A 12,478-nucleotide genomic window follows, 5' to 3' on the forward strand; every position below is an offset into this window, starting at 1 on the left:
CGGCGGCTCCGGAACGCCTCTTGCGCGACGTCGGCAATGAGGCTTTAACAGACACTTCTGCGTCTTTTCATGGAGGACGAAACCATGGCTCCTTCCGATGGCACCCGCCGCCCAGCCGACATGCCCGCCCCGACGGTCCGCCCGCATAGCGCCGAATCGCATAACGACCGCACCCACGACAGCACCGTCGACACCGACGGCAAGAACCGCGAAGCCGCCCGGCTCGCGGGCGCCGGCGCGATCGGCCCGGACGAAGTGACCACGAGCAACGCATCGCTCGACGACAGCGTGCCCGAGAGCGGCGACGGCCTCGCCGGTTTCGACAGCCGTGGCCTCGCGCATCGCATGCCGTTTTTCCCGCAGGCCGATTTCGAAGCCGTGGATCTGGGCATGAGCGCGCCAGCCACGCGCGAAGCATCCGAAGATCAATTTGCGGGTTCCAGCGACGTTCCGCAGCGTCGCAGCCCTGGCCGCCTGCACTTCGCGATCAATCACCTGCGCCCGTCCCGCATCTTCGAACTGCATCGCAAGAATTGATGCGCCGCCGCAGCGCCGAGATTCGCGTCGCCCGCATGACGACGCCATTTCGTCATGCGGGTCTGTCGCATTTTTCACAGATTGGCGCGAATCGCCAAAAAGTTATGCGTTTTGAATAAAAAAATCGCCGCTGCACAAAAATGCATTCGGCGATTTTTGATGTCCGCGCAATTTAGCCAATTTGGGTTGCCGCGATTATTGCCAAATACGATTTAGCGATTTACGAAATCGGCAATGAAAGCGGAAATGCAATTCCGCCGCGTTTCGTTACTCGCGATTCCCGACCGCCCGGACGGGCTAAAACCGGCACTTTTGTTCAGCAACGGCCTGAAACCCGCCTGGGATTTTCCCGAAAGAAGGGGGAAATCCCTGGCGTAAAGCCTGAAGCCCTGCGGGATAAAGACGATCATTGCAGAATTTAGTGATAAATTGTTACATCATAAGAAGCGAGGCTAGCGAGGGCAGCAGCTCGCCCGTGTGACGCCTGCGGTCTGGCCCACCGCCGATGGAGAGTCTTGACGTGCCTCTACATTTCATTGAGCAGATGTCATCCGTACTGGATGCGCCCGAGGATTCGGCGTGGTTCGACGCGGTGTCTCAGCTCGCCAGTTCGTGGGGTTTCGGCCAGGTCATGCTGGCGATCCTGCCGCGTCCAGGTATGCGGCTCGAAGACGCGTTCATCCGGACGAACTATTCGAACGCCTGGCGACAAAGCTATAGCGACCACAACATGGCGTATTTCGATCCGACCGTCACGCATTGCGCGACGCGCTCGTCGCCGCTGATCTGGTCGCCGGAACTGTTCGCCACCGAGCAGCAGCAATCGATGTATGAAGAAGCGCGCTCGCATGGCTTGCGCGCCGGCATTACCCTGCCGATCCATGGCCCGCGCCAGGAGGCGGGCATGCTGTGTTTCGTCAATGACGCGAGCCCATCGGACTCGTTCTGGCAGGACGTCAATCGTGCGCTGCCGAATCTGGTGCTGCTGCGGGATCTGGTGCTCGACACCAGTCAGCGACATCTGAACGACCACGCCCAGTCGCTGATCCCGAAACTCACGCCGCGCGAAAAGGAATGCCTCAAGTGGACTGCGCTCGGCAAGTCCACCTGGGAAATTTCGCACATTCTCAACTGCTCCGAAGCAGTCGTGAACTTCCACATGAAAAATATTCGAGGGAAGTTCGGCGTGAATTCACGGCGGGCGGCCGCCGTGATTGCCACCCAGATGGGTCTTATTGACCCGGGCTAAGCATCATCATCGACGACGGCAGTTCCGGGCGGCGTAGCACGCGCTCGGCACGGCCCAGATCGCCGTCGGAAATCGTCTTGTTGAAGTAGAGCCCCAGCAGAATCGAGACCGGCGGCGGAATTTCCGCGCCCGATTCAAAACGGCTGCCACGCGACTGCGTAACGCCAAAGCGCGCCCAGAAGCGGCGCTGGCTTTCCTTCTTCTTTTTCCGATACGCGATGATCAGGACACGGTCGATTACCGACGACAGGTCCCCTGCATTGTGAAGGGAGTTCGTGCCCGCCTGCCATTGATTGTCCAGAAGTTCCATTTTGTATCTCGCTGTCAGATATGCCTGTTGAGTGACGCCGCCCAGCCATTCTCCAGAACTCCCCCTCCCTCCGCACCTACCTATCTGGATAGGTGTTTTTTTATATTCATAACGCATAGCTTTCGATCCATACCGCTGCCCCCTCCACACCAAAAAGGGAGAGTTGTCATGCAAGCTGCGATTCGGATCGGACTGCGTCAGGAATTCGACAACGAGGACATCAACGAAATGTACCGGCTGCGTGCGCGGGTTTTCCGCGACCGCATGGGTTGGGACATTCCCACCATCGCCGGGATGGAGATCGACGGGTACGACGCGCTCGGCCCGCACTACATGCTGATCCAGGACGGCGGCGGCAAAGTGAGGGGCTGCTGGCGCCTGATGCCCACCGAGGGCCCCAACATGCTGCGCGACACCTTCCCGCAGCTTCTACACGGCAAAGATGCGCCAACGGGGCGCAACATCTGGGAACTGAGCCGCTTCGCCATCGAATCGAGCAACGAACACGCCTTCGGTTTCGCCGACGTGACGATGCGCGCGATCCATTCGCTGGTCTGGTTTGCCGACCGTATGGCGATTTCCCGCTACGTCACCGTGACGACCACACCGATCGAGCGCATGCTGCGCCGCACCGGCATCGAGGTCAGCCGTCTGGGCGCACCGGTGCGCATTGGCGTGGAGAATGCGGTGGCGCTGGAAATTGCCGTCAGCACGCAAACGCGTAATGCGCTGTTCGGCCAGATGGCGGACGCTGCTTGATCCCGCTGGGCAGAGAAGGTTCGAATCGACCCTGTTTCCGGCAGGCGGTCCGTGGCACCCCGTCAAGCGAGTTTACGCTTTTGTCTGACGAATTGTGCCAAAGGTGGCAGAAACCACCGCAGCGGACGGACCGCCCGCCCCGGATTCGGGTGAGATAAAAACCACACTCAGTCAGATTTAGCAGGATTGATTGCGGAATCTTTCTCGGAATCTTTTGCTGGATTAGCAGGCGCTGCGGCGCGGCTGAAGCGGATATGCGAGATGCGGCGCACGCACAGCGCCGCAACGAGCGCCGCCAGACCGGTCAGGCCGATACCCAGATGGATGGCATCGACCAGCACATGCCGCACCGCCTCGATCAGCGCCGCGCCGTCGAGCCCTGCCGCTTTCATATGGAGCGTCAGGCCGTCGCGCAGCGCCGGATCGATCAGCACGCGCGGATCGGACAGCTGCGGCTGCCAGCGCGCCGCACCCGGCGCACCCAGCACGGCAAGCGCGTCGCCAATGCCAGCCGCATAGCGATGGTTCACGATCGTCGCCACGATGCTGGTGCCGAGCATGCCGCCCACCATGCGCGTCGATTGCAGCAGCGCGGTGGTAATGCCGAAGCGCTCGCGCCCGGCAATTTCCTGCCCGAAAATATTGAGATTGTTCAGGATGAAGCCGAGCCCGATGCCGACTGCGGCCATCGACAGTTCGAGCCATATATAAGAGGTGTCGCGCGTGGTGAACGCGAGGCCGACCGACGCCGCCACCAGCAGGCCGAAGCCGACGCTCAGAATGGCGGTCGGCTTTTTCAGGTGAATCACGATGCGCGTGTTGACGAGACTGCCGAGCGCAATGCACGCGGCAATCGGCGTCGCCAGCAGACCGGCCTGCTGCGGCGAAAGGCCAAAACCGCCCTGCAGCAGCAGCGGCGCGAAGAAAATCAGCGAAAACATCACGAAGCCGGATAGCGTCGACAAGGTAAACAGCGTGACGAGCTGCGGATCGCGAAACAGATCGAGCGGGATGATCGGATGCGTGGCGCGCCGCTCGCAGATCAGCAAAGCCGCCGCGCCAATCGCCACGAGTACGATCAGCACCAGATTGGCGGTCGTGAGGCCATCCTTCGGCACGGCCTCGATGACGGTCTGAAATCCGCCCAGCACGAGCGCGACCAGCACCGCGCCAGTCCAGTCGATGCGAATCTCGCCTGTGCGCGCGGGACGATAGGCCGGCAGATGCGCCCAGATGAAGTACAGCGCCAGCGCGCCCACCGGCAGATTGACCATGAAGGTCGAACGCCAGCCGAAGTGCTCGGAAAGCCAGCCGCCCAGCGACGGCCCCGCCGCCGTGCCGATCCCGTAAGCCGCCGCCATGACCACCTGCCAGCGCACGCGCGCACGCGGATCGGGAAACAGATCGGGGATCGAGGCGAACGCGGTGCCGACCATCATGCCGCCGCCCACGCCCTGCAAGGCGCGCGCCGCCGCCAGAAAACGCATATCGGTCGCCAGACCGCACAGCACGGACGCCACCGTGAACACGATCACGGCCGCCAGCACGAAACGCTTGCGGCCAAAATAATCGCCGAGCCGGCCGAACACCGGCACGGTCACGACCGACGCCAGCAGGTAGGCGCTTGCAATCCACGCGTAATACTCAAAGCCGTGCAATTCGGCGACGATCGACGGCAGTGCGGTACTGACGACGGTCTGATCGAGCGCGACCAGCATATTGACGAGGCCGATGCCGAGCATGGCCAGCAGCGCGTCGCGAAACGGCAAGGGGGAATGGGTAGAAGTCACGGATCGGGATGCTGCGGCGCGGGAGTGCCGCGGGTATGCGAAAGAGACGCAACGATAACGGTCAGGCGAGAGCGGCGCAACCCGACGAAATGCCATGACCCGGCAGCGCGCCGGAATCGCGCCTCGGCGGCGCCTCAGCTTATCCTGACAGACGCTGCCTGTGGCCTGCCGACGCAGACCTCTTGATCTCCTTCATCCGCCTTCCACATTTCATACAGCGGCGCTGCATCTTTTTAGCCGATCCATTAAGCTCAAAAGAAATCGATACAGACCGCGCACGCCTTTTGGCGCAAGGCCAGGCGGCGCGCATCCCCGTTCAACTCACGCGGAGGTTCCATGTACAAACGCATTCTGGTCGCGGTCGACGGTAGCGCTACGTCGCGCCGCGCATTCGAAGCCGCACTCGATCTGGCGAAAGCGATGGGCTCGATCCTGCAGCCGTTTTACGTGATCGAAAACACGCCGATGTATTTCGACGCACCCGGTTACGACCCGTCGATCCTGCGCAACCAGATGATCGCCCAGGGCAACGAGCTGGCCGAAGACATGAACAAGGCGATGAGCGCGCACGGCGTGCAAGGCGGCATGGTGACGGGCGAGGCTTCATCGCTCGACGACGTGCCCACGCTCGTGCTCGACGCCGCGAAAGCGCAAGGCGCGGATCTGATCGTGATGGGCACGCATGGACGGCGCGGTTTCCAGCGTCTGATCCTGGGCAGCGTGGCCGAGCGTTGCGTGCGTCAGTCGACCCTGCCCGTCCTGCTGATCCCGAGCGCCGCCGGAACGCCCGAAACGGACGCGGAATAAAAAGATAAGCGGTCGAATCGCACCTTTCTGCAACCTCTTGCGCTTGGTCATTTTCCGCGAAAGCGGCTTCTGACAAGGCGCAAGCGCCGGCATCTCAAAAGCGCGGCGTTTTGTCGCCTTTTTAAGATTTGTTCGCGGTCAAGAATGCTCCGAAACCGATCAAAGGAGCAAGACATGCTGACCTCGACCGTCGTCAATCACACCACCGTGCGCCGCGCCAGCCGTACGCCTGCAGCCAGCCCGCGCACCACGGCGCGCTGCTCGAGCTGCGCGATGCGTCATCTCTGCATGCCTCAAGGTCTGGCGCTCGACGATCTCCCCAAACTCGAAGCACTGATTTGCAACGCGCGCAGCGTGCGCCGCGGCGAAGCGCTGTATCGCGCGGGCGACCCGTTCGACACGCTGTACGCCGTGCGCTCCGGGTCGCTCAAGACCGTCATGGCGCACCGCGACGGCCGTGAACAGGTCACGGGCCTGCGCCTCGCCGGCGACCCGCTGGGGATCGACGGCATCAGCACCGATCATCACAACTGGAGCGCCGTGGCGCTCGAAGACAGCTCCGTGTGCATCATCCCGTACTCGGCGCTCAAGCATATGTGCCGCGAAACCGGCGCGATGCAGGACCGTCTGCACCGCCTCATGAGCGACCAGCTGATCCGCGAATCGTCGCAGATGATGGTGCTCGGCTCGCTGTCCGCCGACGAACGCGTGGCCGCCTTCCTGCTCGACGTGTCCGAACGCAATGGCCTGCGTGGCTATTCGCATGCGGAATTCAATCTGCGCATGACGCGTGAAGATATGGGCAGCTATCTTGGCATGACGCTCGAAACGGTCAGCCGTACCCTGTCAAGATTTCAAAAGCGCGGCTTGATCGATGCGCAGGGCAAACTTATCCGCATCATCGACCTTGAAGGTCTGAAGCACCTCTAAGGCCCAGACAGGCGGTTTTTCGGGGCGCGCCGCCCTGGCTCCGGCCGGGCGGCGCGTCCGTTATAGCGTCTGACAGCGCGTTGGCACAACTCCTGCGCAGCGGTTACAGTCTCAAAAACCCGCTCAAGTCAGGAGACTCGCCGCAATGCAGCTCCCGCTCACGCCTACGCTCGCCGCCCGGCTCGCCGAAGCCCGCGCCGCCAGCGACGCCCTGTTCGATATCGTCAAGCCCGAATTCCTCTACGAGCGCCCGATTCGCGAGCGCCACCGGATCGTTTTCTATATCGGCCATCTCGAAGCGTTCGATCGCAATCTGTTCGATCAGCGCCTGTTCCATCTGCCGTCCGCCGATGCGCGCCTCGACCAGTTGTTCGCCTTCGGCATCGATCCCGTGGATGGCGGTTTTCCCACCGATACGCCCGCAGACTGGCCGCGTCTGAACGAGGTACGCGAGTATGCTCGCGACGCGCGTACGCGCATCGACGCGCAGATCGCCGCGCTCGATCTGCCGCATGACGCGCCGCAGCACGACACGCCGGCCCAATTGCTCAACGTGGCGATCGAGCATCGGCTGATGCACGTCGAGACGTTGGCTTACATGCTCCACCAGCTGCCGTTCGCCTACAAGCAAATGCCGGCTGACGCGCGCGAATTCGCCGATCATCTTTACTCCGCAACGCCGGCGATGGTGAACGTGCCCGCCGGGCGCACCGAACTCGGCATGACGCGCGAGCGCGGCGTCTTTGGCTGGGATAACGAATTCGGCGAGCAGCAGGTGGAAGTGCCGGCGTTCGAGATCGATCGCTATATGGTGTCGAACGGCGCCTTCCTCGAATTCATCGACGATGGCGGATATCGGCGCAAGGCGTTGTGGGACGACGCCAACTGGGCGTGGAAAGAAGCCGAGGGCATCGAGCATCCGGTGTTCTGGCTGCGCGACGATGCGCACGATAGCGCCAGCGGCTGGCGTCAGCGCACGATGTTCGAGGATGTGCCGTTGCCGCTGTGCTGGCCTGCTTATGTCAGTCACGCCGAAGCGGCGGCCTATGCGCGCTGGCGCGGAGCGAGTTTGCCGAGCGAAGCGCAGTGGCAGCGCGCCGCGCATGGCGCACTGCCCTGCGCGACCGATAACTTCGATTTCCGCAACTGGAACCCTGTCGCCGTGGACGCAACGCCCGATAGCGCGAGCACATGGGGCGTCGAAGGACTTTACGGCAACGGCTGGGAATGGACGTCGACGGTGTTCGGGCCGCTACCGGGCTTCGAAGCGTTTCCGTTCTACGAAGGTTATTCGGCGAACTTCTTCGACGGTCAGCATTACGCCATGAAAGGCGGTTCGTCGCGCACCGCCGCGTGCATGCTCAGGCCCACCTTCCGCAACTGGTTTCAACCGAGATACCAATACGTTTATGCAGGGTTTCGGTGTGTGAAGTGATGTGTTGAATAAGGCATAAGTTGAGGCTACTGCGCTTATGCCTTATTAAATAATTAGGCACCCTTATTTTTCTTGAGTATGAACAATGCACATGCCGCGCATCCGATACAGAGTGCGGCTATGACCGACACCATCGGCACTGGCGTGCCGTCTGCAAAAAAACCCACCAGACCCGAACCAACAATTCCTGTGCCGTATTGAGTCGCACCAATAAACGCTGACAGTGACCCTGCCCGTTCAGGAGCGACATGCAGCGCACCCGCAATAGCGTTCGCGACAACAAACCCAGTCGACGAAACGATAACGAATAGCGGAATCACAAGTCCCCAGAGACCGCCAAAGTCGCTCAAACCATCGATAAAAAGCACGCATGCGGCAAGCGCTGCTCCGATGCAGCCATACGTCAAGATAGCGTCGCTGCGATAACGCCGAACGATGCGTGCATTGATCATATTGGTCGCCATGATTCCGGCGATACCAACTCCGAACAAGATGCCGTACCAGTGCGGCGGCACGTGATAGTAGGTGATATAAGCGAACGGCGTCCCGGCGATATAGGCATAGATGGCACCGTAGAACAGCGCGCCAACGCCCGCATAACCCATGATCCGTCCGTTCGCCAGAAGCTCGCCATAACGCAAGAATGCTTTGATCAACGAATCCTGATTACGTCGCTCGACTGGATGCGTTTCGGGCAGCCAGATGAGAGAAAGCAGCGTCAAGATGCCCACCACAACGAGCGTCCAGAAAATCGCTCGCCAGGACGACCAGATCAGGATTTGACCGCCTACGCTCGGGCCAATCAGCGGCGCGACGGCCATGATGGTGATGAGCGTCGACATCATGCTGGCTGCGCGGTGCCCCGCATACAGGTCGCGCACCATGGCACGCGCGAGCACGACATTGGCGCAAGCGCCAATTGCCTGCACGATACGCCACGCAATCAATGCGACGGCGCTGTGCGACATCGAACATCCGATCGAGCCGATGATAAAAAGCACAAGCCCCAGTGTGATGGGAAGACGACGGCCCCAGCGGTCGCTAATCACGCCCCACACCAATTGACCAAGGCTAAACCCGACGAGAAACCCCGAAACAGTCAGTTCGATTTCGCCGTCGCTTGCATGCAGATTGCGAGCCATTTCCGGCATCGCCGGCAGATAGAGATCCGTAGAAATAGAGGCGAATGCCATCAACGCACTGAGGATCAGCAAGATCCTTAGTGGATGCGATGTCGATTCGTCGGAGGCTGGCGCGTATTGCGTCTGGGTACTGGATACAGCAGTATTTTTCATCGTTGTTTCCGGCGCGCCATTCATTACCGACGCGTCCCATTCATCATTCAGCAGGCGGAAAAAGACGCGCTTCGATTTCCTGCAGCGCGGCGACGAGTTCGTCTTTTTCTGCGGTGGCATCAGGCACGTTGCGATCCCATAGCGCGTCAAATCGTGTTGAGAGAACGCGATATCGCTCGCCGAGCAAAGCCCGCTCTGTTTCGTTCATAACGAAGATGGATTTCGGTCACCAGCGGAATGCCACGCGCCCGCGAGGGCACGCGTCGAGCAGACATTGTAGGATTAGCAATAGGCCTCAACAATAGACGCCCAGCTTCATGACTTTATGAGAGGAATTCATCAATGCTTCGCGCCGGTTTTTCTGAACTGAATGCCTTCGTTGCCGTCGCGGCCAGCGGCAGTTTCAGTGCTGCCGCGCGCACGCTGGAAGTGTCGCCATCGGCATTGAGTCACGCGATGAAGGGTCTGGAGGCGCGCCTGGGCGTTCGCCTGCTGAATCGCACGACCCGCGCCGTATCACTCACCGAAGCCGGAGAGCGTCTGCTCGCCCGCGTGCGTACGGCATTGAGCGACCTGGAGGAAGCGCTTGAAGAAACCGCTTCGTCACGCGCGCGCCCATCGGGTTCGATTCGTATCAATGCGCCCGAATCCGGCGCCAAACTGCTGTTGCTCAACGTGCTGCCGGACTTTCTGGAAAAGTATCCCGACATTCACGTCGAATTCGTTATCGACAGTCGTTTGGTGGATGTCGTGTCGGAAGGTTTCGACGCGGGCATTCGCGTTCATGAAGACGTGCCGCGCGACATGATTGCGGTTCGCTTTGGCCCCGACATTCGCCTTGCCGCCGTGGCCTCGCCCGAATATATCGGCAAGTTCGGCAAGCCCGAAAAGCCTGCGGATTTATTGAAACACCGCTGCATCCGGTTTCGATTCGAAAGCGGAAAAATCTATCGTTGGGATTTGCGAAAAGGCAGCCGCGAAACATCGATCGATGTGCAAGGCCCGATGACGCTCGGCAACATCAATATGATGGTGGAGGCTGCGCTGGCCGGCATTGGCGTCGCGTGGGTGCCGGAGCACAGCATTACCGAACATCTGGCCAGCGGCAGGCTTCTGGACCTATTGCCAAAGTGGAGTCCGTCTTTCGCGGGCTTATGCCTTTACTACCCTGCCAACCGCCATCCACCCACTGCTTTGCGCCTGTTTAGCGAGGCCATTCGTGAATGGGCATCGACTCAGGCATTGTCCAGATGATGCCGCGCTTTCGAAGAAAATCCTGGACAGCTCAGCAAAGGCGCTGGTTTTCGGAAAACAATCCCACACAGGCTTTACACCTGTGTAAGCGCAGCGCTGCCGATTGCTGAGCGACTAGAACTCCTGCCGCGTCGGGCGAATCACAATCTCATTGATATCGACGTCCGCCGGCTGCTCGATCGCGAAAGCAATTGCGCGCGCAACAGACTCGGCCGGCACCGCCTGCTTGTAAAAGTCGAGTACGGTCTGCTGCGCCGTCCCCGTGGTAATGAGTTTAAGCTCGCTATCCACTGCGCCAGGTTCGATCGACGTCACGCGAATATTCTCGCCCACCTCCTGCCGCAGTCCTTCGGAAATGGCCCGCACAGCGAACTTGGTGCCCGAATAAACCGTGCCGCCCGGCGCGAACACCTTGATGCCTGCCACCGAGCTGAGATTGATGAAATGGCCGCTTTGCTGCTGCATGAATCGCGGCAACGCCGCCGCAATGCCATACAGCACGCCCTTGATATTCACGTCGATCATGGCGTCCCATTCGTCCGTGTTCACTTCCGCCATCGGACGAATCGGCATGAGCCCCGCATTGTTGATCAGCACGTCGAGACGACCGAAGTCGTTGATCACACCCGCAACCACGCTCTCGACCTGCGCCTTGTCGGTGACATCGAGCGCATAGGCCTTTGCACGCCCACCGGCCGCTTCGATTTCGGCAACCAGTGCGTCGAGCCGATCCGTGCGACGTGCGGCAACCGCCACGTGCGCGCCCAACGCCGCGAGATGACGCGCAGTCACCGCGCCAATGCCACTGCTCGCGCCAGTAATCAGCACAACCTTGTTTTCAACGTTCTTGCTCATCACAGAACCTCTTCGCTAACGATATGTTGGGATTCGCTATAGACCGGGTAATCGGTAAAGCCTTTTTCCGTGCCGCCATACAGCGTTGCGGCGTCGACTTCATTCAATGGCCAGCCATTGGCGATACGCGCGGGTAAATCGGGGTTCGCAATAAAAGGACGGCCGAATGCAATGAGATCCGCCAGCCCGCTTTCCAGCAGTCGCGCGCCGCGCTCAGCCGTATAGCGCCCGGCATAAAGAATGCGGCCCCGGAAAGTCTCGCGCACGGCGCGGCGGAAATCGTCGGGCAGATCCGGCGCGTTGTCCCAATCGGCTTCCGCGATCGAGAGATACGCCACGCCGATTTCGTCGAGAATCTTGATGGCTTCGATATAAGTCCGATGCGGATCGTCCTCGACCATGCCGATATACACGCGGTCCTCCTCGGTACTGGCGAACAGCGGCGCAAAGCGCACACCCAGGCGGCCAGGACCCACGACCTTCGCCACCGCTTCGACCACTTCACGCAGGAAACGCAGACGGTTTTGCAGCGAACCGCCGTATTCGTCCTCACGCTGATTCGAATGCGCCGAAATAAACTGATTGACGAGATAACCGTTGGCCGCGTGAATTTCCACGCCGTCGAAACCGGCTTCAAGCGCATTGCGCGCGGCCTGAGCATAGAGTTCGACGAGTTCGCTGATTTCCGCCTGGGTCAGCGCACGCGGCATCGAAGGCGCGACCAGCGTGCCCGTGTCGGGCCCGGTGGCGATAAACGCCTTCGCTTTTTCAGCCTGAATCGCCGATGGTGCAACCGGCGCCGCGCCATTCGGCTGCAGCCCGTGATGCGATACGCGGCCCACGTGCCAGAGTTGCGCGAACATGATGCCGCCCGCTTCGTGCACGGCAGTAGTGACCTTGCGCCAACCGGCGATCTGGTCTGCGCTGTAGATGCCGGGCGTCCACGCATAGCCCTGACCGCGCGGTTCGATCTGCGTGCCCTCGCTCACGATCAGACCGGCGCTCGCACGCTGGCGATAGTACGCGGCCATCAGATCGGTGGCGACATCGCCTTCGCGTGCGCTGCGCTGACGCGTGAGCGGCGGCAGCACAATACGGTTCTTGAGTCGATACGGCCCGAGCGCCACGGATTTGAAAAATTCGGAGTGCTGCATAATTTTTCCTTGAAACGGATTGCGAGAGGCGGCGGGCTCGTCAGCCCGCGCTGCGTGAAAGTTAGTGGTCGATCAGATCGATGGAGCCCTGTGCCGGGCCCTC

At 60.8% G+C, this 12,478-nt stretch carries 14 protein-coding genes; 8 read left to right on the forward strand and 6 right to left on the reverse strand.

Features of this window, described 5'->3' with window-relative positions:
- The first annotated feature begins 120 nt into the window (after nt 1–120).
- From U5A67_RS06280 to U5A67_RS06290, 3 genes are all read left to right on the forward strand, one after another.
- Nucleotides 121–537 (forward strand): DUF3005 domain-containing protein, encoded by a 417-nt coding sequence (locus U5A67_RS06280; RefSeq protein WP_415767792.1) that lies wholly within the window; start codon nt 121–123, stop codon nt 535–537.
- Nucleotides 538–771: 234 nt separating this feature from the next.
- Complete coding sequence (locus tag U5A67_RS06285) at nt 772–915, forward strand: hypothetical protein (RefSeq protein WP_205982782.1); 144 nt, start codon at nt 772–774, stop codon at nt 913–915.
- A gap of 166 nt (nt 916–1,081) precedes the next feature.
- Nucleotides 1,082–1,786: a helix-turn-helix transcriptional regulator gene (locus tag U5A67_RS06290; RefSeq protein ID WP_205982783.1), complete on the forward strand. Its 705-nt coding sequence runs from the start codon at nt 1,082–1,084 to the stop codon at nt 1,784–1,786.
- Here the strand turns inward: U5A67_RS06290 and U5A67_RS06295 are convergent.
- Nucleotides 1,770–2,096 (reverse strand): XRE family transcriptional regulator, encoded by a 327-nt coding sequence (locus U5A67_RS06295; RefSeq protein WP_205982955.1) that lies wholly within the window; start codon nt 2,094–2,096, stop codon nt 1,770–1,772. The two genes, U5A67_RS06290 and U5A67_RS06295, sit on opposite strands and share 17 nt — an antisense overlap.
- A gap of 168 nt (nt 2,097–2,264) precedes the next feature.
- Between U5A67_RS06295 and U5A67_RS06300 the strand changes: the two genes are divergently transcribed.
- Nucleotides 2,265–2,855: an acyl-homoserine-lactone synthase gene (locus U5A67_RS06300; protein WP_205982784.1), complete on the forward strand. Its 591-nt coding sequence runs from the start codon at nt 2,265–2,267 to the stop codon at nt 2,853–2,855.
- Between the two features lie 167 nt (nt 2,856–3,022).
- On the opposite strand, the gene U5A67_RS06305 is transcribed toward U5A67_RS06300, so the two are convergent.
- On the reverse strand, nt 3,023–4,597 hold the full coding sequence (locus U5A67_RS06305) for an MFS transporter (RefSeq protein ID WP_205982956.1): 1,575 nt from the start codon (nt 4,595–4,597) through the stop codon (nt 3,023–3,025).
- 384 nt (nt 4,598–4,981) lie between these two features.
- On the opposite strand from U5A67_RS06305, the gene U5A67_RS06310 reads away from it, so the two are divergent.
- The 3 genes from U5A67_RS06310 (at nt 4,982) to U5A67_RS06320 (ending at nt 7,817) form a co-directional block, all read left to right on the forward strand.
- Nucleotides 4,982–5,452 carry a universal stress protein gene (locus U5A67_RS06310; protein ID WP_205982785.1) on the forward strand — a complete coding sequence of 157 codons (471 nt, stop codon included), beginning with the start codon at nt 4,982–4,984 and terminating at the stop codon, nt 5,450–5,452.
- A gap of 174 nt (nt 5,453–5,626) precedes the next feature.
- Entirely contained in the window at nt 5,627–6,382 is a 756-nt protein-coding gene (locus U5A67_RS06315) for a helix-turn-helix domain-containing protein (protein ID WP_205982786.1), read from the forward strand.
- A gap of 145 nt (nt 6,383–6,527) precedes the next feature.
- Complete coding sequence (locus U5A67_RS06320; RefSeq protein ID WP_321813411.1) at nt 6,528–7,817, forward strand: SUMF1/EgtB/PvdO family nonheme iron enzyme; 1,290 nt, start codon at nt 6,528–6,530, stop codon at nt 7,815–7,817.
- A 53-nt stretch (nt 7,818–7,870) separates the two neighbouring features.
- Here the strand turns inward: U5A67_RS06320 and U5A67_RS06325 are convergent, their stop codons facing one another.
- Nucleotides 7,871–9,112, reverse strand: coding sequence for a multidrug effflux MFS transporter (locus tag U5A67_RS06325; RefSeq protein WP_321813412.1), 1,242 nt, complete (start codon nt 9,110–9,112; stop codon nt 7,871–7,873).
- Between the two features lie 43 nt (nt 9,113–9,155).
- A complete protein-coding gene (locus U5A67_RS06330; RefSeq protein WP_321813413.1) occupies nt 9,156–9,320 on the reverse strand; it encodes a hypothetical protein in 165 nt (54 codons plus the stop codon).
- 134 nt (nt 9,321–9,454) lie between these two features.
- Here U5A67_RS06330 and U5A67_RS06335 point away from each other — a divergent pair, with 134 nt between their 5' ends.
- The gene (locus U5A67_RS06335; protein WP_321813414.1) at nt 9,455–10,366 is read left to right on the forward strand and encodes a LysR family transcriptional regulator; all 912 of its coding nucleotides are present in this window, start codon (nt 9,455–9,457) and stop codon (nt 10,364–10,366) included.
- 114 nt (nt 10,367–10,480) lie between these two features.
- On the opposite strand, the gene U5A67_RS06340 is transcribed toward U5A67_RS06335, so the two are convergent.
- Entirely contained in the window at nt 10,481–11,221 is a 741-nt protein-coding gene (locus U5A67_RS06340) for an SDR family oxidoreductase (RefSeq protein ID WP_321813415.1), read from the reverse strand.
- The gene (locus tag U5A67_RS06345; RefSeq protein ID WP_321813416.1) at nt 11,221–12,375 is read right to left on the reverse strand and encodes an alkene reductase; all 1,155 of its coding nucleotides are present in this window, start codon (nt 12,373–12,375) and stop codon (nt 11,221–11,223) included. Before U5A67_RS06345 ends, U5A67_RS06340 begins: the two co-directional genes overlap by 1 nt.
- Nucleotides 12,376–12,478: the final 103 nt, after the last annotated feature.

The organism is Paraburkholderia sp. J69-1, from assembly GCF_905220255.1.
GTDB lineage: Bacteria > Pseudomonadota > Gammaproteobacteria > Burkholderiales > Burkholderiaceae > Paraburkholderia.

Bases quoted from the DNA above. Each gene is read 5' to 3' on its own strand.
- U5A67_RS06325 (WP_321813412.1), bottom strand. From the start codon at position 9,112: ATGAAAAATACTGCTGTATCCAGTACCCAGACGCAATACGCGCCAGCC.
- U5A67_RS06280 (WP_415767792.1), top strand. From the start codon at position 121: ATGCCCGCCCCGACGGTCCGCCCGCATAGCGCCGAATCGCATAACGAC.
- U5A67_RS06340 (WP_321813415.1), bottom strand. From the start codon at position 11,221: ATGAGCAAGAACGTTGAAAACAAGGTTGTGCTGATTACTGGCGCGAGC.
- U5A67_RS06335 (WP_321813414.1), top strand. From the start codon at position 9,455: ATGCTTCGCGCCGGTTTTTCTGAACTGAATGCCTTCGTTGCCGTCGCG.
- U5A67_RS06345 (WP_321813416.1), bottom strand. From the start codon at position 12,375: ATGCAGCACTCCGAATTTTTCAAATCCGTGGCGCTCGGGCCGTATCGA.
- U5A67_RS06330 (WP_321813413.1), bottom strand. From the start codon at position 9,320: ATGAACGAAACAGAGCGGGCTTTGCTCGGCGAGCGATATCGCGTTCTC.
- U5A67_RS06295 (WP_205982955.1), bottom strand. From the start codon at position 2,096: ATGGAACTTCTGGACAATCAATGGCAGGCGGGCACGAACTCCCTTCAC.
- U5A67_RS06310 (WP_205982785.1), top strand. From the start codon at position 4,982: ATGTACAAACGCATTCTGGTCGCGGTCGACGGTAGCGCTACGTCGCGC.
- U5A67_RS06300 (WP_205982784.1), top strand. From the start codon at position 2,265: ATGCAAGCTGCGATTCGGATCGGACTGCGTCAGGAATTCGACAACGAG.
- U5A67_RS06315 (WP_205982786.1), top strand. From the start codon at position 5,627: ATGCTGACCTCGACCGTCGTCAATCACACCACCGTGCGCCGCGCCAGC.
- U5A67_RS06320 (WP_321813411.1), top strand. From the start codon at position 6,528: ATGCAGCTCCCGCTCACGCCTACGCTCGCCGCCCGGCTCGCCGAAGCC.
- U5A67_RS06305 (WP_205982956.1), bottom strand. From the start codon at position 4,597: ATGCTCGGCATCGGCCTCGTCAATATGCTGGTCGCGCTCGATCAGACC.
- U5A67_RS06290 (WP_205982783.1), top strand. From the start codon at position 1,082: ATGTCATCCGTACTGGATGCGCCCGAGGATTCGGCGTGGTTCGACGCG.
- U5A67_RS06285 (WP_205982782.1), top strand. From the start codon at position 772: ATGAAAGCGGAAATGCAATTCCGCCGCGTTTCGTTACTCGCGATTCCC.